This is a genomic window from Thermoanaerobacterium thermosaccharolyticum DSM 571 (assembly GCF_000145615.1).
GTDB classification, from domain to species: Bacteria; Bacillota; Thermoanaerobacteria; order Thermoanaerobacterales; family Thermoanaerobacteraceae; genus Thermoanaerobacterium; species Thermoanaerobacterium thermosaccharolyticum.
Window position 1 is genome coordinate 1,191,623 of record NC_014410.1, and the last position, 19,870, is coordinate 1,211,492.

Annotated in this window: 17 protein-coding genes; 14 read left to right on the top strand and 3 right to left on the bottom strand. The window is 32.8% G+C overall.

The genetic code is table 11. The features are described from left to right. Positions 1–2 precede the first annotated feature (2 nt). Genes TTHE_RS05815 through holA form a run of 3 tightly spaced genes read left to right on the top strand, consistent with a single transcriptional unit; the run spans position 3 to position 4,005 of the window. Positions 3–734 carry an MBL fold metallo-hydrolase gene (locus TTHE_RS05815; protein WP_231292735.1) on the top strand — a complete coding sequence of 244 codons (732 nt, stop codon included), beginning with the start codon at positions 3–5 and terminating at the stop codon, positions 732–734. Further along, the gene (locus tag TTHE_RS05820; RefSeq protein WP_013297658.1) at positions 731–3,013 is read left to right on the top strand and encodes a DNA internalization-related competence protein ComEC/Rec2; all 2,283 of its coding nucleotides are present in this window, start codon (positions 731–733) and stop codon (positions 3,011–3,013) included. The genes TTHE_RS05815 and TTHE_RS05820 overlap by 4 nt, the downstream gene beginning before the upstream one ends. Continuing rightward, positions 3,013–4,005, top strand: a complete 993-nt coding sequence (gene holA, locus TTHE_RS05825) for a DNA polymerase III subunit delta (RefSeq protein WP_013297659.1) — start codon at positions 3,013–3,015, stop codon at positions 4,003–4,005. The genes TTHE_RS05820 and holA overlap by 1 nt, the downstream gene beginning before the upstream one ends. 23 nt (positions 4,006–4,028) lie before the next feature. Here holA and rpsT read toward each other — a convergent pair whose 3' ends face one another. After that, positions 4,029–4,295 carry a 30S ribosomal protein S20 gene (rpsT, locus tag TTHE_RS05830; protein WP_013297660.1) on the bottom strand — a complete coding sequence of 89 codons (267 nt, stop codon included), beginning with the start codon at positions 4,293–4,295 and terminating at the stop codon, positions 4,029–4,031. Positions 4,296–4,445: 150 nt separating this feature from the next. On the opposite strand from rpsT, the gene TTHE_RS05835 reads away from it, so the two are divergent. From TTHE_RS05835 to spoIIP, 3 genes are all read left to right on the top strand, one after another. Beyond that, positions 4,446–4,772, top strand: a complete 327-nt coding sequence (locus tag TTHE_RS05835; protein WP_013297661.1) for a phage holin family protein — start codon at positions 4,446–4,448, stop codon at positions 4,770–4,772. Positions 4,773–4,776: 4 nt separating this feature from the next. Next, on the top strand, positions 4,777–5,748 hold the full coding sequence (gene gpr / locus TTHE_RS05840) for a GPR endopeptidase (RefSeq protein WP_013297662.1): 972 nt from the start codon (positions 4,777–4,779) through the stop codon (positions 5,746–5,748). A gap of 65 nt (positions 5,749–5,813) precedes the next feature. Beyond that, a complete protein-coding gene (gene spoIIP / locus TTHE_RS05845) occupies positions 5,814–7,001 on the top strand; it encodes a stage II sporulation protein P (protein WP_013297663.1) in 1,188 nt (395 codons plus the stop codon). 17 nt (positions 7,002–7,018) lie between these two features. Here the strand turns inward: spoIIP and TTHE_RS05850 are convergent, their stop codons facing one another. Next, complete coding sequence (locus TTHE_RS05850) at positions 7,019–7,732, bottom strand: N-acetylmuramoyl-L-alanine amidase family protein (RefSeq protein ID WP_013297664.1); 714 nt, start codon at positions 7,730–7,732, stop codon at positions 7,019–7,021. 102 nt (positions 7,733–7,834) lie between these two features. Between TTHE_RS05850 and TTHE_RS05855 the strand changes: the two genes are divergently transcribed. The 7 genes from TTHE_RS05855 (at position 7,835) to grpE (ending at position 16,208) form a co-directional block, all read left to right on the top strand. Then, complete coding sequence (locus TTHE_RS05855; protein ID WP_013297665.1) at positions 7,835–10,033, top strand: hypothetical protein; 2,199 nt, start codon at positions 7,835–7,837, stop codon at positions 10,031–10,033. A 5-nt stretch (positions 10,034–10,038) separates the two neighbouring features. After that, complete coding sequence (locus TTHE_RS05860) at positions 10,039–11,163, top strand: glycosyltransferase family 4 protein (protein ID WP_013297666.1); 1,125 nt, start codon at positions 10,039–10,041, stop codon at positions 11,161–11,163. Continuing rightward, positions 11,160–11,429 (top strand): hypothetical protein, encoded by a 270-nt coding sequence (locus TTHE_RS05865; RefSeq protein ID WP_223814600.1) that lies wholly within the window; start codon positions 11,160–11,162, stop codon positions 11,427–11,429. Before TTHE_RS05860 ends, TTHE_RS05865 begins: the two co-directional genes overlap by 4 nt. A 42-nt stretch (positions 11,430–11,471) precedes the next feature. Next, the gene (gene lepA, locus TTHE_RS05870; RefSeq protein ID WP_013297668.1) at positions 11,472–13,289 is read left to right on the top strand and encodes a translation elongation factor 4; all 1,818 of its coding nucleotides are present in this window, start codon (positions 11,472–11,474) and stop codon (positions 13,287–13,289) included. Continuing rightward, a complete protein-coding gene (gene hemW / locus TTHE_RS05875) occupies positions 13,282–14,412 on the top strand; it encodes a radical SAM family heme chaperone HemW (RefSeq protein WP_013297669.1) in 1,131 nt (376 codons plus the stop codon). Before lepA ends, hemW begins: the two co-directional genes overlap by 8 nt. 93 nt (positions 14,413–14,505) lie before the next feature. Further along, complete coding sequence (gene hrcA, locus TTHE_RS05880; protein WP_013297670.1) at positions 14,506–15,540, top strand: heat-inducible transcriptional repressor HrcA; 1,035 nt, start codon at positions 14,506–14,508, stop codon at positions 15,538–15,540. A gap of 5 nt (positions 15,541–15,545) precedes the next feature. Beyond that, positions 15,546–16,208: a nucleotide exchange factor GrpE gene (grpE, locus tag TTHE_RS05885; protein ID WP_013297671.1), complete on the top strand. Its 663-nt coding sequence runs from the start codon at positions 15,546–15,548 to the stop codon at positions 16,206–16,208. A gap of 218 nt (positions 16,209–16,426) precedes the next feature. On the opposite strand, the gene TTHE_RS05890 is transcribed toward grpE, so the two are convergent. Further along, entirely contained in the window at positions 16,427–17,869 is a 1,443-nt protein-coding gene (locus tag TTHE_RS05890) for a transposase (RefSeq protein ID WP_013297672.1), read from the bottom strand. 167 nt (positions 17,870–18,036) lie between these two features. On the opposite strand from TTHE_RS05890, the gene dnaK reads away from it, so the two are divergent. After that, entirely contained in the window at positions 18,037–19,869 is a 1,833-nt protein-coding gene (gene dnaK, locus TTHE_RS05895; RefSeq protein ID WP_013297673.1) for a molecular chaperone DnaK, read from the top strand. The last annotated feature ends 1 nt before the right edge of the window (position 19,870 follow it).

The following is a 19,870-nucleotide window of genomic DNA, read 5'->3' on the forward strand; positions in this document are numbered from 1 at the left end:
AGATGATTGGTGTGAAACTTACAATTCTTGGTTCTCATGGACCGTATCCTGGAGTCGATGGTGCATGTTCAGGTTATTTACTGGAGGATAATGATTTAAATGTACTTGTTGATTGTGGTAGCGGTGTTATAAGCAGATATCAGCGATTTCATGATTTGCGGGATTTAAAGTACATAATACTTACACACCTACATTCGGACCATATGTCAGACATGCTTGTATTAAGGTATGCTGTAGATATTATGATGAGAAAAGGTTATATAAAAGAGCCGATAAATGTATTCTGTCCTAGTGAGCCTTATAAAGTGCTGGAAGAGTTAAATTTTAATGGGGTTTTTAAAATTAAAAATATAGATGAGGATTTAAAGCTAAATATAGGAAATTTGAATATAACATTTAAAAAAGTTGAGCATCCTGTTAGTACTTTTGCTGTTAAATTTGACGATGGTCAAAGGACGTTTGTATTTAGTAGCGATACGGTATACTGCGATAACCTAGTTTCTTTTGCTGAAAATTCTGATTTATTTTTATGCGATGGTAATTTATTAAATGGTGAGAAGGGACCGCATCTTACGGCAAGGCAGGCAGCGGAAATTTCGAAAGCGGCTTTCTGTAAAAAACTTGTTATTACACATCTTTGGCCACAACATGCTGTAGCAGAGTATGTTAAAGAAGCATCCGAAGTGATACATGATGTAAATATAGCAAAACCTTTTGATGTATATTACATATGATGATTATGGATAAGCCGTTTTTACTTGTAGCTATTTTTTTATCTCTTGGCATTATTATAAGCAAATATCTAGAGATAAATACTGTTTTATTATTTATCATACTTTGTGTGATTTTAATTTTAAGTATTTACACATATCTAAAAAGAAAAGATTCTACAATTTTGTTGCTTTTGTCAGTCGCGATTTTTGGTATGATTATTGGTGCAAACGCATTGCATTCCAAAGGTATGTACGACAATCTTAACAACAAATTAGTTTCTTTTGATGGAATTGTATCAGATGTTGTGGTCAAAGATGGTATTTCAAAGTATGTATTAAAGCCCAAAAATAAAGAAAAAATCTTAATAACACAGTACGGAGGAGTATTTCCGAAAGATGGAGATTTGGTTGAATTACGTGGTATAATACAATTACCACAAGGTAAAAGAAATCCAGGTGGGTTTGACTATAAATTGTATTTAAAGAAAAATGGTATAACTGCATTGATGAGTGTAAATGGATATTCAGTAAAGATTATTAAAAAAAATGCAGACAGTATCATCCAAAGAGTTTTTAGGAATACAAAGGAACGGATAGTTGAAAATTATAGCGTATCGATGCCGAAGAATGATGCTGATTTTGTGTCGTCTGTTATATTAGGTGAATACAATGTTGAAGATGATATACTCAATTCTTTTAGAATTACAGGTATTTCACATATAATTGCAGTATCAGGTTTCAACTTTGGATTATTGACTGTTTTTATGATGTTTGTTTTAAATATATTTCATATAAGGAGATACTCTGCTCCGATTATAATTCCTTTGTTGATTTTTTATACGTTGATTACTGGTTTACCACCATCTGCAGTAAGATCTGTTATAATGGCTTCCATGGCTTTAATTGCATCATCAATAGGCAGGAATAATAATCCAATCAATGCAGTATCTTTTGCTGCAGTGATTATACTTTCTTTTAATCCATTGATGCTTTTTGATATAGGGTTTCAGCTATCATTTGTAGCAACATTGTCTATATTGCTTTTGTATAATCCTGTTAAAGATATGCTGAAAATAAAAAATGAAAAGTTAAAAGAGGTTGTGTCTGTTACTGTTGCTGCACAATTAGGAACAATACCGATTACAATATATTCTTTTCACAACCTTTCAATTATTTCTCTTCTGCCTAATATTATAATTGTTCCAATTGTGAGTATAGCGGTTATTTTAGGATTTTTATCAGCTTTAATTGGACTTATATTTTCGCCTTTGGCTATTATTTTAAACATGATAAATACGCCTATTGTCGAATTAATATTATTTCTCACAAAAATTTTTGCAGAAATTCCGCATGCTTCGATAAATGTATCTGTGCCGCCATTTTATATGATAATATTTTATTATACAGCTTTGTTAATAATGATAAGCAGTCTAAGCAAAATAAATAAGTTAAAAGTCATATTGCTAATTTTGGTCACATCAATGACAATATTATTTGTTAACACATTAATACCCAGAAATCTTGAAATAACTTTTCTTGATGTAGGACAAGGCGATAGTACATTTTTAAGGACTCCAGATGGTGAAAATATATTGATAGATGGTGGTGGAAGGCCTGAATACAATAGATCTTCTTTTGATGTAGGACAAGATATACTTTTACCTTATTTACTGTATGAGAATGCAGCATCATTAGATGCAATATTCATATCACACACTGATTCGGACCATATTGGAGGAATACTTTCAATTTTAGATGATGTAGATGTAAAGAGGATTTTTATCGGTCGTCAAGTGCAGGAAGATGAAAATTATAAAAGGCTTATGGATATAGCAAATAAGAAAAAGATACCAGTTTTTCAGTTGTCAAAAGGTGATACTATAACTATTGACGGAATAAGATATTATGTTTTGAGTCCTAGTTCCAGTATTATTAATGAGAATCCGATAAACAATAATGCCCTAGTCTTTAAAATGGTATATCAGAATGTCAGTATCTTATTTACTGGCGATATAGAGAAAGAAGCTGAAAATGCATTGATAGATGATAACATATCATCAGATATTTTGAAAGTTGCACATCATGGCTCAAATACCTCTTCACAAAAAAATTTTATTGATAAGGTGAATCCTAAAATTAGTGTTATCATGGTTGGAAAAAATAATTATGGACAACCAGATAGTGAAGTAGTAAAATATTTAGAAAGCAAATCACAACTTTTTAGGACGGACAAGGATGGAGCTGTAATTGTAGATACAAATGGTACATATATTCATATCAAAAAAATGGTCGGGGACTGATGAACTTGAACTACGCTGAATTTTTAGAAATTGTAAATAAAAGTTTTTTACCTGCTTATGTTTTTTACGGTGAAGAAAGGTTTCTAATAGATGAAGCAGTTAAAAAGTTAAAGAACAAATTGCTAACTGATGGTACGGACATCATGAATTTGTCCATTATAGAGAATGTAGATGACAAAAATGTTATAGACAGCCTTGAAACGCTTCCGTTTATGTCGGATCATAGGCTTATTTTGATAAAAGATGATGAGTTTTTTAAAAAGTTAAATGATAGTACCATAAATAACATTATTAAACATATAGAAGATGGTGACACAAATAATTGTATTGCATTTATATTTGGCGATAAAATTGATATGAGGAAAAAATTATTTAAAACAATAAGCAAAGTGGGTGCAATAGTAAATTTTGAACATTTGAAATATGAAGAGGCTGTCAATTATGTAGGATTTTTTGTAAGAAAGTACGGCAAAGTCATTAAGAAACCTGTGGCTGAATACATTGTCAAAAATATAGGTGTAGATTTGTATAGGTTGTTAAATGAAGTAAAAAAGTTTGTGTCATACAGCAATGATAAAGAGATACTTATAGATGATGTGAAATTCTTGATATCTTCGAATATAAGTGAAAGTGTGTTTAGATTAGTGAATGCTATTGGTTTAAAACAAGAAAGCACAGCTATATATGTTTTAAATAAGATGATTGCCAATGCTGAAAATCCTATAGGTATTTTAGCAATGATTGGAAGGCAGTTTCGAATCCTACTTAAAGCTAAATATTTTTTGAAGCAAAATCTTGACAGAAAGGAATTACAGTCAAGACTTGGGATTCCATACTTTTCAATCAATGATATTATTGAGCAATCAAAAAGATTTGAAGAAGATGATTTGATAGATGCTTATGAATTATGTGTAAAATGTGATAGAGAGTTAAAATTAAGCTATGATGGTAATGTCGTCCTAGAATCGCTTATAAGAAAATTATGCAATTAAAAAAGCGTACGTTGTACGCTTTTTTAAGCATTTAATGCGTTAAACTTTGCATATAATCTTGACTTTTTCCTTGCAACTGTATTTCTATGCAATGTACCTTTTGAGTAAGCTTTGTCAAGCTCTCTAATTGCATTAATTAATGCAGCTCTAGTATTATCTATATTACCTTCTGCTAAATTCTTTTCGAATTTAGAAATAGCCGTTCTTACTCTTGACTTTATTATTTTATTTTCTAACGTTCTCCTTTTCGTTACAAGTATTCTTTTCTTAGCGGACTTTATGTTTGCCAAACCATTCACCTCCTCAAATCAATCAAATGTAATTTTACCACGAAAAAACATTTTTTGCAATATAATTATCAGGTAAGACGTGAATTAGCAGTTTTTTTGTGGCGAATAATATTTTTCAAATTGTCAATTATATTTATAGGAGGTGATTTTATGTTGAAAGCGATAATAAGGTTTGTCGTATCAGCAATTGTTTTAATGATAGTAGGTTACCTAGTTCCTGGTTTTAGTGTTGCGGGATTTTGGGGTGCTTTGATATCGGCAATAGTAATAGCGTTACTAGGCTATATAGTGGAGGCGTTGCTAGGTAAAAATATTTCTCCCAGAAGTAGGGGTATAGTTGGATTTGTAGTAGCGGCAATTGTAATATATGTATCTCAGTTTATAGTTCCAACAATACATGCTACTATACTAGGTTCTATAATAGCCGCATTTGTCATCGGGCTTGTTGATGCTTTTATCCCTACAGAATTGAGGTGAGATTATGTTCAGCATAAGGACAGATCTTGCTGTAGAAGCCCGTGAGCTATATAAAGATGGACATGCTGGAGAAATACCTGGAGTTTCAATCGATGAAAAAGAAGAAGATGGCATTAAGGTAGTAAAAGTAAGTATATTAAATGACGAAGGCGCTAAAGCAATGGGGAAACCAATAGGTGATTATATAACTATAGAGGCGCCTGATTTGAGATATAGGGATATTGAGCTTGAGGACAAAGTGGCACAAAAACTTGCGGATGTTATAAAGGAAATTTCAAATGTTAATGTAAATATTAAAACACTTGTCATTGGCCTTGGAAATTGGAATGTAACGCCAGATGCATTGGGACCTAAAGTTATAGAAAATATTGTTGTGACTCGTCATTTGAAGGAACTAGCTCCTCTGCAATTTGGTGATAATATATGTTCTGTAAGTGCAATGGCTCCAGGTGTATTGGGTATTACCGGTATAGAAACTGCAGAAATTGTAAAAAGCATAGTTGATAAGATAAAACCTGATTTAGTTATTACTATTGATGCTCTTGCATCTAGGCGTATTGAAAGATTAGCTACAACAATACAAATATCAAATACAGGTATTAGCCCCGGTTCTGGAATCGGAAACAAAAGATCGGCTATTAACATGGAGAGTTTAGGGGTACCTGTCGTGGCTGTAGGCGTACCTACTGTAGTGGATGCTGCCACTATTGCCAATGATGCTATAGATCATCTGGAAAGTACATTAATAAAAAATACAACCAGCAATAGTCCACTTTATAATGTATTAAAAAATATGGATAAGGAAGATAAATACGCTCTTATTAAAGAGGTATTGAGTCCTGATGAAAACCTCATAGTTACTCCTAAAGAAATTGACCTTCTTATAAAAAATATTTCATCTATACTGTCACGGGGAATTAATTTAGCTTTACAGCCTAATTTGACAGTAGATGAGATGAATCAACTTGTACATTAAAATTGTAATAAAGCACTTCTCTTATGAATATTTTATAGTATAAAAACAAAAGAGAGGTGCTTTCGTTGTACAGAAGTTCATTAAAGTATTATCGCATTAAAAAGATTTCTTTTCTTATTTTACTGCTTTTTAATATCTTGTTTTATAGATGGCTAATGACTGACAATATAAAAGCATCAAGTATAAATTTTGTTACAGAAGCATTTGCAGAGGAGTACAACAACATAGATGGTGCATTCATAACTGCTTTAAATTATACAATGCCTGCAGTTGATGTAAGTTACAAAACGCAAGGTTTTTATAATAGAGATTTAACTATTGCTTCAATGTTTAATCTTAGCCAAAACGATCCACTTAAAATATTAAAATATCAAATTCCCATCATATCTCAAATAGATATTAATACAAATAAAAAGGCTTCTATAACACAACTTACAAGTAATCAAAAAGACACTGCTAACAAAAACGCAGATAATAAAGTTACAGATGTAGTTTCAAAAAATAATGCTACTGCACCTGACAAACCAATTGCTAATGGTACTACACCTGATAAACCTTTAATACTGCTTTATCATACACATACAATGGAATCGTACGTTGCAACTGAAAAAAACAAGTATGTAGCCACATATGGCTATGATAGGACGAATGACCTTAATTATAACATGGTTAGGGTTGGAGATAGTTTAGCCAATTACTTGATGAATGATTACGGGATAGGCGTACTGCACGATCGTGCCATACACGATTACAATTATGATCAGTCATATTATAATTCTTCTCTTTCTGTTAAAAAATACCTTGATGAATATCCATCGATAAAAGTTACGATAGATTTACATCGAGATGGATATGGAAGTGTTATGCAGCCTGGTGTTGATAGTATACCGGTTTTAAGCAATTTATCAAATCAAGCGTATAGAAAAAAATATATCATGGATATCAATGGACAAACCGCAGCAAAAGTCCTCCTTATCATTGGATCTAGAAGGACTGCTGAAATGAAGGAAGATTGGAAGAAAAATTATGAATTTGCAAAACAAATTAGCGACAAGTTGAACGAATTATATCCAGGTATGTCCTTAGGGATAGAGGTTCATCAGTATGCTGAATATAACCAGCATTTTTCAGAAAAAGGCATATTAATTGAGTTGGGTAGCAATTACAATACTCTTGAAGAAGCTTTAAATACAACGCCATATCTTGCTAAGGCCATATATGAGGTATTAAAGGATGATGGGCTTGCTAAATAATGAGGTTTTTAACCTCATTATTCGTTTTTAAAGTATTTTTCTAGACCGTCGATTATGCCATCTGATAATTTTGATAAATATTCTCTGCTTTGTAATAGATTTTTGTCGCTATTATTTGTAATAAAGCCAAGTTCTACTAAAACACCTGTCTTTTTTGCATTTGTTAATAGAAAATAGTCAGCAATGTTTGGATTTCTATTTATTCCAGTTGCGGCATTTAGAGATTTTTGTATATATAGAGCTAATGTTTTGTTGCTTTCATTAGCATTTGAGTAAAAGACCATAGGCCCATTAACGTAAGGAGCATTTGCAACTGCGTTAACATGGATGCTTAGATAAATATCTATTTTATTGTTATTAATCATGTTTACTCTTGACTTTAAGTCTCGTCTATGCCTGTAGTCGTTATCGTTACAAAGGTTTTCTAACGATATATCTTTATCTCTAGTCATAATTACTTTAGCGCCATGACTTATTAGTTTTGATTTCAAAATCATGGATGCTTCTAAATTGATGTTTTTTTCTAATAGATTGCCTGAACTGGTACCTCCATCAATACCACCATGTCCAGGGTCTATAAGTATGGTTTTTCCTTTTAATTCATTTGGAGTTGAAAATGCAATCAAAGTATTGCTAATAAATAGCAGTATTGTGGATAAAAGTACCACAAATATGGTACAATATATATAAATAAACTTTTTAAAGCTGTCAGAACTAAATATTTTTTTCAATTTAAATGCCTCCAATCTAGTTTTATGTTAAGACAAAATGAGGCTTATTATACTGTATATAATTAAAATAATTGGGTGAATTTACTATACAAGGAGGTTGCAATGAGAAAAAAGTCAGTACTGTTTTTGATTTTGATACTTTTGTTTTTAAATATCTATTCTATTGGATATGCTAAAACAGATGTTAGAAGTAAAAAAGCAGTAGTATTTATATTGAATAGAGTTACGATAAAAGATTATTTAGAAAATGATTTAAAAAACATAAAAAAGATGATAGACAATGGTACATACGGGCTTATGACGGTAAACTCGGATGGAGGTAGATCTGAGGAAAATGTGTTTATGACAATCGGCACAGGCACACGAGCTGTAGGATCAAGTTTTGCTTCTTTAAATTTCAATTCATGGGAATCAATTGAAGGCAATAAGGCATCAACTATTTTTCAAAGGAATACTGGTGTATCTCCTAAAGAAGGTCAGATTTTAAATTTAGATATAGCACAAATTATTAGAAACAATTCTAAAAGAAATCATATTATAAGGCCGGGACTTCTAGGAGATGAACTTACGAAGACGGGATATAGCATTGCTGTATTTGGCAACGAGGATACAGATACTGATTATAAAAGATATGCTCCTTTAATAGGCATGAATTACAGCGGTATCGTGCCTTATGGAGATGTCAGCGAAAGAGTGTTAAGAAAGGATCCTTTAAGACCATACGGTATTTCTACTGATTATGACAGGATGTATAAAGAATATATTGGTGTCAAAGATAACATAGATTTAACTATTTTTGATTTAGGTGATACTGCGAGAGCGAATGATTATCAAAATAGTGGACTTGATAAAATAAACGTACAAAATAGAAAGAAAGCATTGCAAGATGCGGATAATTTCATCGGAAGGATACTAACTAGCAATGACAAAAATACTTTATACATGATTGTGACACCACTACCTCCGTCGGCAGAAATGGGACAGAACGATTTTTTGGCACCTGTTGTAATGTACGGAAATGGTATTGAGTCTAATAAGTATATAACTTCTGAGACGACAAAGAGGATTGGAATCGTCACGAACATGGATGTATTGCCGACAATATTAAATTATTTTGATTTAGATGTACCGGCTTTTGTAACTGGGCATAAATTGTATTCATCAGGTGTTGATGGTAGCCTATTACAACTTAGCAATTTAGAAAAGCAGCTTACGTACAACTATACATATAGATCTCCTTTTTTAAAAACGTACGTCGTACTGCAGATTGTTATATTGATATTATCTATAGTCGTCTTAATATTTTTCAAAAAATACTCTGTTTACATGAAACCTTTGCTGCTTTTAATACCTATCATGCCTCTGAGTTTTTTGCTGCTGCCTATTTTTGATTATACAAGTGTACCTATTAGCATTTTAGGGATTGCTTCAATGACGCTGTTTTTTGCTTTAATTTTCTATAATATAAGCAGCAAAAGCAGTTTTCGATATTTTTCTATTGCTTTTTTAACTGCCGCTATTTTAATCGTTGATATGTTTACTGGTTATAATCTTTTAAAAAATTCTTTTTTAAGTTATGATGTCATTGCAGGAGCGAGGTTTTATGGAATCGGAAACGAGTATATGGGAATCTTGATTGGGGCAACATTGTGCTTTAATCTTTTATCTTTTGAGGTGTTTAATAAAGCAAATAAAAAATATTTAATATCTGCTAATATATTGTTTTATATAGCTGTACTTTACTTTATAGCATCGCCTTCTGTCGGGACAAATGTCGGTGGCAGTATAGCTGCGTTTGCCGCTTTTTCTGTATCTACTATGTATTTATTTGGGAAAAGATTAAATTTAAAAAATATTTCATTGGTTGTTATAAGCATCGTGGTTCTGCTATTTTTGCTGTTTTATGCCGACTCTTTAAGACCAGTTTCACAGCAGACGCACATAGGACAAACATTTAATCTGGTTAAAAACAATGGACTTTACCCGCTTTTTCAAATATTTATAAGGAAAATAAGTATGAATTTGAAGCTCTTTAGATATTCGATTTGGAGTAAGGTATTGATTACTCTGATATTTGTGCTTTTTGTGCTTTTTTATAAACCGATGGGAGCCATGAAGAAAATTTTAAATGAACACAGATTTATTTATATATGCTTTTTTTCAACGATAGTTGGAAGCATTTTTGCCCTTATTTTTAATGATTCAGGCGTTGTTGCCGCTGCAACTATGATGGTTTATACAGGACCAATGCTTATTGACTTTATTATCGATGAGAATAGAGAAATTGAATCTAGGAGCTGATATAAATGGAAAAAATAAAAGTCATGCATATAATAAGGGCAGCTGAAGGAGGAATGAAAAAGCATTTATTGTCTATACTGCTTGGTCTTGATAAAGAAAAGTACCAATTGGCAGTAGGATGCTCCTTTGACAAAAATACAAGTGATTATTTGCATGAAAATGGAGTCTTAGTTTATCATGTTGATATTTGCGATGGATTAAATGTTTCAAAAGATGCAAGTGCAATTATTAAAATCCGCAATATGATAAGGGATTTTAAACCAGAAATAATTCACTTTCATGGAGCAAAAGCGTCTTTAATAGGAAGATTTGCATGTTTTGGGTACAACTTAAAGATTGTTATGACAGTACACAATTTTCCAGAATATAAAAGAATGAATAAGATAAAGAAGAGACTTTATCTTAGTATGAATAAATACTTAAACAAGAAGACGAATGCAATAATAACTGTATCAGAAGCTTTAAAGAGAGCAATTGTAGATGAAGAAAATATTGCTCCTGAAAAAGTAAAAGTAATTTACAATTGTGTTGACTTATCAACATATGTAGATAATCCATCTCTTGATTTTAGAAAAGAATACAATTTAGAGCCAGACACATTATTAATCGGTTGTATTTCGAGATTAATACCATCTAAAGGTGTGCAAGATTTGATTAAAGCATTGGAAATACTTAAAGGTAGAGTAAAAGTCTTTGCTTTTGTGGCAGGCGATGGGCCGTATCTTAATTATTTACAGGATATGGTACAGAAGGCGAAACTTGAAAATATTCGGTTTTTAGGTTATAGAAATGATATAAATGATTTTTTAAGAAATATAGATATTTTTGTTTTGCCTTCACATAGTGAGGGTTTTGGCATTTCAGTGGCTGAGGCGATGACATTGGGTGTACCGGTCATTGCAACAAATGTAGGTGGAATACCAGAGATAATAGAAAATAATGAAGATGGAATAATTGTGAATCCTGAAAGTCCAAATGATTTAGCGAATGCCATTGAAATTCTTGCAACAAATACTGATTTGAGAAATAAATTTTCAAAAAAAGGCAGAGAATATATCGTAAGTAATTTTTCAAAAGAAAAGATGTTAAATGATATAGATATTTTGTATGAAAATCTTAGGAGGAAATGAAAAGTTTGAGCAGAGTTAAAGAAAGAAAGGAAAGATTAAGAAAAATAAGGCGTATATACTTTCTTTTATCAATTTATATAATCTTTATTGTGCTTTGCCTATTTCGAGTTGATTATACATTTAATACTTTTACAACAGGGGAAGCTAAACAAAACTTATTTAAGATTAATATTGAAAGAAATTTCATTGATATAACACTTTTTGGGGAAAATAAGCAATTTTCACTAAAAGGTGTACTTGATATTTTCAAATCTCTTTATAACTAATTTTTTATGCTATAATATTAATATGTGTGAAGGAGGTTTGAAATGTCAAAGGTTAACAAGGAAAACATAAGAAATTTTTGCATTATTGCGCATATAGACCATGGGAAATCGACGCTGGCAGATAGATTGATTGAAAGAACGGGTGTATTGACAGAAAGAGAGATGGAAGAGCAGGTTTTAGACAGCATGGATCTTGAAAGAGAAAGGGGTATAACGATAAAACTACAGCCTGTCCGCCTTATATACAAAGCAAAAGACGGGGAGGAATACGAGTTAAATCTTATAGATACTCCTGGTCATGTTGATTTTACATATGAGGTATCCAGAAGTATTGCGGCTTGTGAAGGTGCTTTGCTTGTTGTAGATGCTACACAAGGAATTGAAGCACAAACACTGGCAAACTTGTATTTAGCATTAGAACATGATCTTGAGATTGTACCTGTTATAAATAAGATAGATCTTCCATCGGCAGATCCTGATTTTGTAAAGAAAGAGATAGAGGACGTGATAGGAATAGACGCACAAGATTCACTTCTTATTTCGGCAAAAGAAGGGATAGGCATTGAAGAAGTGCTGGAAGCCATTGTAAAACGAATCCCAGCTCCATCTGGAGATCCAGATAAGCCTTTGAAGGCCTTAATATTTGATTCATTTTACGATAATTATAAAGGAGCTATTAGTTTTATAAGGATCTTTGATGGCACGTTAAAACAAGGCGATAAGATAAAGATGATGTCGACGGGGAAAGAATTTGAGGTGACAGAAGTAGGAATTTTCAGACCTAATTTAAGTCCTGTTGATTTCCTGTCTGCCGGTGATGTGGGGTATGTTGCAGCAAGTATAAAAAATGTAAGCGACACTCGAGTTGGCGATACGATAACAAATGCCGAATTTCCAGCATCAGAGCCATTGCCAGGATACAAAAAAGTCACACCGATGGTTTACTGCGGAATATATCCGGCAGAAGGGGAAGATTATGAGAATTTAAAAGATGCACTCTTAAAACTGCAACTAAATGATGCATCTCTAACATTTGAACCTGATACATCGGCGGCTCTTGGATTTGGTTTTAGGTGTGGATTTTTAGGACTTTTGCATATGGACATAATACAAGAAAGACTGGAGAGAGAATATAATCTAAATTTAGTAACGACAGCTCCAGGCGTAATTTATAAGGTATACAAGACAAATGGTGAAGTTATAGAGCTTGACAATCCAACAAATTTACCTGAGCCAACGGAAATAGACCATATAGAAGAGCCTATTATCACTGCGACGATAATGTCGCCGACAGATTATGTGGGGCCTATCATGGAGCTGTGTCAAGATAGAAGAGGCGTATATCAAGGTATGGATTACCTTGAGCCGACTAGAGTGCTTATAAAATATGATATTCCTTTAAATGAAATAATTTACGATTTCTTTGATGCACTAAAATCAAGGACAAAAGGTTATGCTTCTTTAGACTATGAGTTAAAAGGTTATAAGACGTCAGATCTTGTAAAGTTGGATATACTTATTAACGGTGAAATTGTAGATGCTTTGTCTATGATAGTTCACAAAGATAAGGCTTACGAAAGAGCCAGGAAAATGACTGAAAGGCTGAAAGAGAATATACCAAGGCATCTTTTTGAAATACCTATACAGGCAGCTATAGGATCAAAGATAATAGCTAGGGAAACTGTAAAAGCGCTAAGAAAAAATGTGCTGGCAAAATGCTATGGCGGGGATATAACGAGGAAGAAAAAGTTACTAGAGAAACAAAAAGAAGGCAAAAAGAGGATGAGGCAAATTGGAAAAGTAGAAATTCCTCAAGAGGCATTTATGTCAATTCTAAAGCTTGATGATGACAATGATTAGATCGGGTATTTATATTCATATTCCTTTTTGCAAAAGAAAATGCTATTATTGTGACTTTAACTCGTATGCCAACATGGAAAAGAGTCTTGAGCCTTTTAAAGATGCTATAATGAGAGAGATTAGAAACAGAAAAGATGAACTAAAAGATATATTTACATCTATATATATAGGGGGAGGTACGCCTAATGTTTTGCCTCCTTTTTATATAGAAAATATATTAGATGAAATTTATAAATATTATGATATTAGCAATGATGCAGAAATATCTATAGAATTAAATCCTGGATTGATTGACGATGAGAAACTTAAGACGTATAAAAGAATAGGCATAAATAGAATAAGCATAGGTTTGCAGGCTTGGCAGGATAAGCTGTTAAAGAAAATAGGCAGAATTCATACGATACATGACTTCATAGAAAATTATGATATGGCAACTAAATATTTTGATAATATAAATATTGATATTATGTACGCACTGCCAGATCAGATATTTGATGACTTTAAAGAAACATTGTCAAATGTAGTATCATTAAAGCCCACTCATATTTCATGCTATGGACTGATTTTGGAAGAAGGAACAGTATTTTATAAATTGTATGAAGAAAATAAGATCAAACCGGCAGATGATGAATTTGAAATGATGATGTATCATTATGGAATTGAATTTTTACAGAAAAATGGTTATAAACATTATGAAATATCCAATTATGCGATACCGGGTTATGAATGTCGTCACAATACACTCTATTGGAAGGATTTACAATATATAGGTTTTGGCCCTGGGGCCTATTCTTTTGTAGACAATAGACGATGTGGAAATGTAAAAGATATAAAAAAGTACATAGAAATGATAAATCGTACAGGATATGCGATTGAAGATATTGATGTGCTGGATGAGAAAGATAAAATGTCTGAATACATGTTTTTAGGGCTTAGGATGATGGATGGCGTTTATGATAGAGATTTTAAGACTAGATTTGGAAAAAGCATGTTTTCGATATTTAAAAATGCTATTGATAAAAATATTGGATTAAATCTTTTAATTAGAGAAGGCGACAATATTAAGTTAACACAGAAAGGTATAGATGTATCAAATAATGTGTTTGAGGATTTTTTGTTTTAGAGTATTGACAAATATCCACAATAGTGGTATTTTTAAATCGTGATTAGCACTCTCAAGCTAAGAGTGCTAATAATAGAATTTGGGGTGGTGAATATGCCGTTAGATGATAGGAAGAAGAGGATATTAGAAGCAGTAATTAATGACTATATTTTGACGGCAGAGCCAATTGGATCTCGTACAATAGCAAAACGTTATGACCTTGGTGTAAGTTCTGCAACAATTAGAAATGAGATGGCTGACTTGGAAGAAATGGGTTATCTCGAACAGCCACATACATCGGCAGGTAGAATACCATCAGATAAAGGATATAGATTTTATGTTAATAATATATTAGAGCACTATTTAAATGAAACATATGATTATGAATTTGAATCTTTTAATGAAGTGTTTGCAGAAATTGACGAGATTGTAAAAAAGTACGCAAAATTGTTATCAAGCATTACTAATCACACTATTGTAGTAAAAATGCCACGAATTGATGAAAACACGATTAAGAGAATACAGATATTACCTGTTGATTCTAATAAATTAATACTTCTTGTAATGACAGAATCAGGCATTATGAAAAATTATTTAATAAGCCTGAAAGACAATATTGATAGCAATTTATTTGAGTTTTTAAATAACCTCATTAATAATAAAATGATTGGAAAAAGAAAAAGAGAAGTTGATAAAACGTTAAGGGATGAAATTAAAAAAGAGTCTGGCAATGCTATAGGTTTTATAGATAAAATTACAGATACAATTTTAAACGGCTTAAAGCAGATGGATGAAACAGATTTGTATTCGGAAGGTATTTCTAATATTCTTAATTTTCCTGAATACAAAGATCTTTTTAAAGCCAAGACGTTTTTTGATTTGATTGATAACAGGGATATCATGAATTCGGTATTGGAACCTGAGGATGACTCAATAGAAGTCACTATAGGTAGCGAAAGCAAATTTGAAGAAATGTGGGATTTAAGTATTATAAAATCCACCTACAAAATAAATGGTGAAATTGTTGGCACTTTTGGCATAATAGGGCCTACAAGAATGAATTACAAAAGGCTTATAAATGAGATAAATATGATGTCTAACGAACTATCAAAAGTTTTATCGTATATATATCAAGAAAATAAGAGGTGAAACAATTGGATAAAGAAAAAGATACGATAGAATATCAAACCAATGAAGAAGAGAATAATAGTGCAAAAGATGTTTCTCATGATAATGAAAATTTAAGCAGCGAAAATAGTGCTGACATTGATTCTTCTCATAATACCAGTGAAGATGAGAAAAATGTGGAAAGTGATAATTCAAATGAAGAAAAGAACAATGACGAAGGAGAAATTGAAGAATTGAAAAATAGGTTAAAACAGAAAGAGGAAGAAGCTAACGAGTATCTAGAAATGGCTCAAAGATTAAAAGCTGAATTTGAGAACTATAGAAGGCGAACAGAAAAAGAAAAAGCAGATCTCATTGAATATGGCAAAGAACAGGTGATACTAGATATATTGCCTGTTATAGACAATTTTGAAAGAGCTCTTGAGACGCAATATGATGATAATGGCGAAAATGCGTCCTTCAAAGAAGGTATTAACTTAATTTATAGACAATTTAAAGGTATTTTAGAAAAAATGGGTGTGAAAGAAATAGAGTCTTTAGGCCAGATGTTTGATCCATACAAACATCATGCTGTAATGCAGGAAGAGGCAGAGGGCAAAAAAGAAAATGAAATAATTGAGGTATTTCAAAAGGGATATATGTTTAATAATAAAGTAATAAGACCAAGTATGGTCAAAGTAGCAAAATAAAGTTTTTAGGTAATTGTGAAACTATGAGATAAAAATTTACAGATAGCAATCAATAGAGGAAGATATAGGAAAGATACAGTATACCAGAGAGTACATTTAATCAAGAAAGGTCTGAATTTTATTGATGAACATTGAAAACAGAAAAAAACAGGCATGACAAATAGACCCCAATGATTTATGCAAATGAGGTAGATGCTTAAGTTTAGCTGGCTGTTGAATTAAGCAGCTATAGACTTAACAGAACGAATTTTATCTATAGCTCCCATACGGTATGCTAGTAAAACAGTAATAAGATGCGCAGCACCAGCCATGAAGAAATCTGCCTTGATGGTTTTGCGGTCTCTAGCCTGGAGATTACCAAGCTGCAGGGGAAGTTTGAGCCTAGAGATAACCTGCTCAATGATATGTCGAAAATCAGCTATTTGATTCCATTGCTCTGTATCTCTAGGAATAGGGGTATGAACTCTATAATTATCTTTGGGATATGTATAAAACATTCTGCCACAATCGGAAGTTGTACATTTATCCTCGCAGGAACAAACATATTTGCCACCAGGTAACTTTTCAGTTTTAGGGCAAATAAACTTGTTCCTAAAGGAACGGTTTTTACCTTTACAAGAGCCATCCCATTTCATTGGAAGAGATGGGTCCTTTGGGCATGTAGGAATACCATCTTCATTAATTCCTGGCTTGCCGAAATTTTTTCTGGTATTTCTAGGATTAAGAGCAATGACAGGCAGAATGCCATGATTCTCAAAGAGATATTTATAGTTTGGGACATCATCGAAGCCAGAATCAGCAGTCATAGCATAAATATTAAAGTTACGATGACGCTCAAAAAAATTCTCCATAGCAGGTATAAGCAGTTTTCCATCCCATGTAAGTTTAACTTCTTCAGGGGATGCGGGCTCAGAGCTATCAGTATAATCATTAAAATCCGGCTGGTAATCGCAAAAGTCCATATGTCTTAAAATGCCGAGGGCATTAGACACAACTATAGTTTTGTGGGCATAACAGAAAGTACCATTGATATATTGCAATTTAATATTAGGGTCAACAGAAGCAGTTTTAGGCATTTGATTATAGGCCATTTTATAGATGTCTTCTTTTGACTTGTCCTTGTTAAAGTATTGAAGCTTTTTAACAAGAGCATTAAAGAATTTGGGGTTGTTTTCCTTAACATAGCATTCAATACCAGTAGTATCCATAATATAAACTTCAGCAGGATTGATGCCTAATTCTTTTTCAAGGGCTTGGCCAATTTCCTGACAAATAGGTTCAGTAATATCGACTAACTTATGAAAGAAGGCTTCAATGTCATCACAGTAATCCTGTTTGAACCTTGAGTAAAAAGAAGCATCAGGAACAGTATTAAGCCCACAAAAATCACGGAGTTCTTTTGAAAATGACAAAAAAGTAATAAGTAAATCAATAGTTGGTATAGAAAGTAACTTTTGCAGCAATAAGGTTGAAACAATTGAATCGAGAGAATTATCATGAGGGCGACCAGTAGCTTTATTATAGTGAAAATACCAATTTACAGGGATTAAGTCAGAAATATTAATATACTGGTCAAGAAGCTCAAGCAACTGAGGTTTTTGAACAACAATAAATTTATGAAAATCATCAATAAAATCAGAAAAATTAAGTTGCTTTATCATGCAGGATCTCCTTTCACTTTGGTTGGATTTAGAATATTTGGTATAATATATAATTCGGCAAAAGTGGAGGAAAATCCTGCTGATATATAAAGTAAAACCCTTTAAAATCAATAATTTTAGGGTTTTACAAAAAGCTAAAATAAAGTTTTAAATAGGAGGAAAAGACGATGGGAAAAATTATAGGAATTGATCTTGGTACAACTTTTTCGTGTGTAGCTGTTATGGAAGGAGGACAACCAGTAGTTATACCAAATTCTGAAGGTGCTAGGACTACACCATCAGTTGTTGCTTTTACAAAAGAAGGTGAAAGATTAGTAGGCCAAGTAGCAAAAAGGCAGGCTATAACAAATCCAGAGAGGACAGTAATGTCCATAAAAAGACACATGGGTTCAGATTATCGTGTTACGATTGATGGAAAAAGCTATACACCACAAGAAATATCAGCTATGATTTTACAGAAGTTAAAAGCAGATGCTGAAGCATATCTTGGCGAGAAAGTAACCGAAGCAGTAATAACTGTACCAGCATATTTTAATGATAGCCAAAGGCAGGCTACTAAAGATGCTGGTAGAATAGCAGGATTGGATGTAAAGAGAATTATCAACGAGCCAACGGCTGCATCATTGGCATATGGATTAGATAAACAAGGAAATCAGAAAATTATGGTGTATGACTTAGGTGGCGGTACATTTGATGTTTCCATTCTCGAGATAGGAGATGGAGTATTTGAGGTTCTAGCAACTAGTGGTAACAACCACTTAGGTGGTGATGATTTTGACCAGAGAATTATGGATTGGCTTGCAGATAACTTTAAGAAAGAATATGGAATTGATTTAAGAAATGATAAGATGGCAATGCAGAGATTAAAAGATGCTGCTGAAAAAGCAAAGATAGAGCTTTCTTCTGCTATGACAGCTAATATAAATTTACCGTTTATAACAGCTGATGCTACAGGACCAAAACATATAGACGTTAACTTGACAAGAGCGAAATTTGAGGAACTTATAAATGATTTAGTACAATCTACAGTTGAACCAGTAAATCGTGCTTTGAGCGATGCGAAGCTTAGCCCATCTGATATAGATAAAGTTATTTTAGTTGGTGGCTCAACAAGAATACCATTTGTTCAAGAGACAGTAAAAAGAATAATGGGGAAAGAGCCTCATAAAGGCATAAATCCAGATGAATGTGTTGCAATTGGAGCTGCAATTCAAGGTGGTGTATTAGGCGGCGAAGTAAAGGACGTCCTTTTGCTTGATGTTACGCCACTTTCACTTGGCATTGAAACGCTGGGTGGTGTATTCACAAAATTAATAGAAAGGAACACCACGATTCCTACAAAGAAGAGCCAGATATTCTCTACTGCGGCAGATGGGCAGACATCTGTTGAGATACATGTTTTGCAAGGTGAAAGACCGATGGCTCGGGACAACAAAACTCTTGGAAGATTTACATTGACGGGAATTCCACCTGCTCCAAGAGGAGTGCCTCAGATAGAAGTTACATTTGATATTGATGCTAATGGTATTGTCCATGTTTCTGCAAAAGATTTAGGTACAGGAAAATCTCAGAACATAACAATCACTTCTTCCTCTAATTTAAGCGAAGAAGAGATAAACAGGATGATGAATGAGGCAAAACAGCACGAAGAAGAAGACAGAAGGAGAAAAGAAGAGATAGAAGTAAGAAACAATGCAGATTCATTAATATATCAAGCCGAAAAGACCATGAAAGATTTGGCAGACAAGATGACACAGCAAGAAAAAGATGATATAAATAAAGAGATAGAAAATGTAAGAAAAGCTCTTGAAGGCAGCGACATTAACGCTATAAAAAGCGCTTCAGAAAAATTGTCACAAGCATTTTACAATGTGTCTTCACGCATATATCAACAGACAGGCAGTGCAGGTCAGACAAATAGCTATAGCAGCGGTGATGGAACATCTAATAAAGAAAATGTATATGAAGCAGACTATAAGATGGAAGATGACAACAAATAAA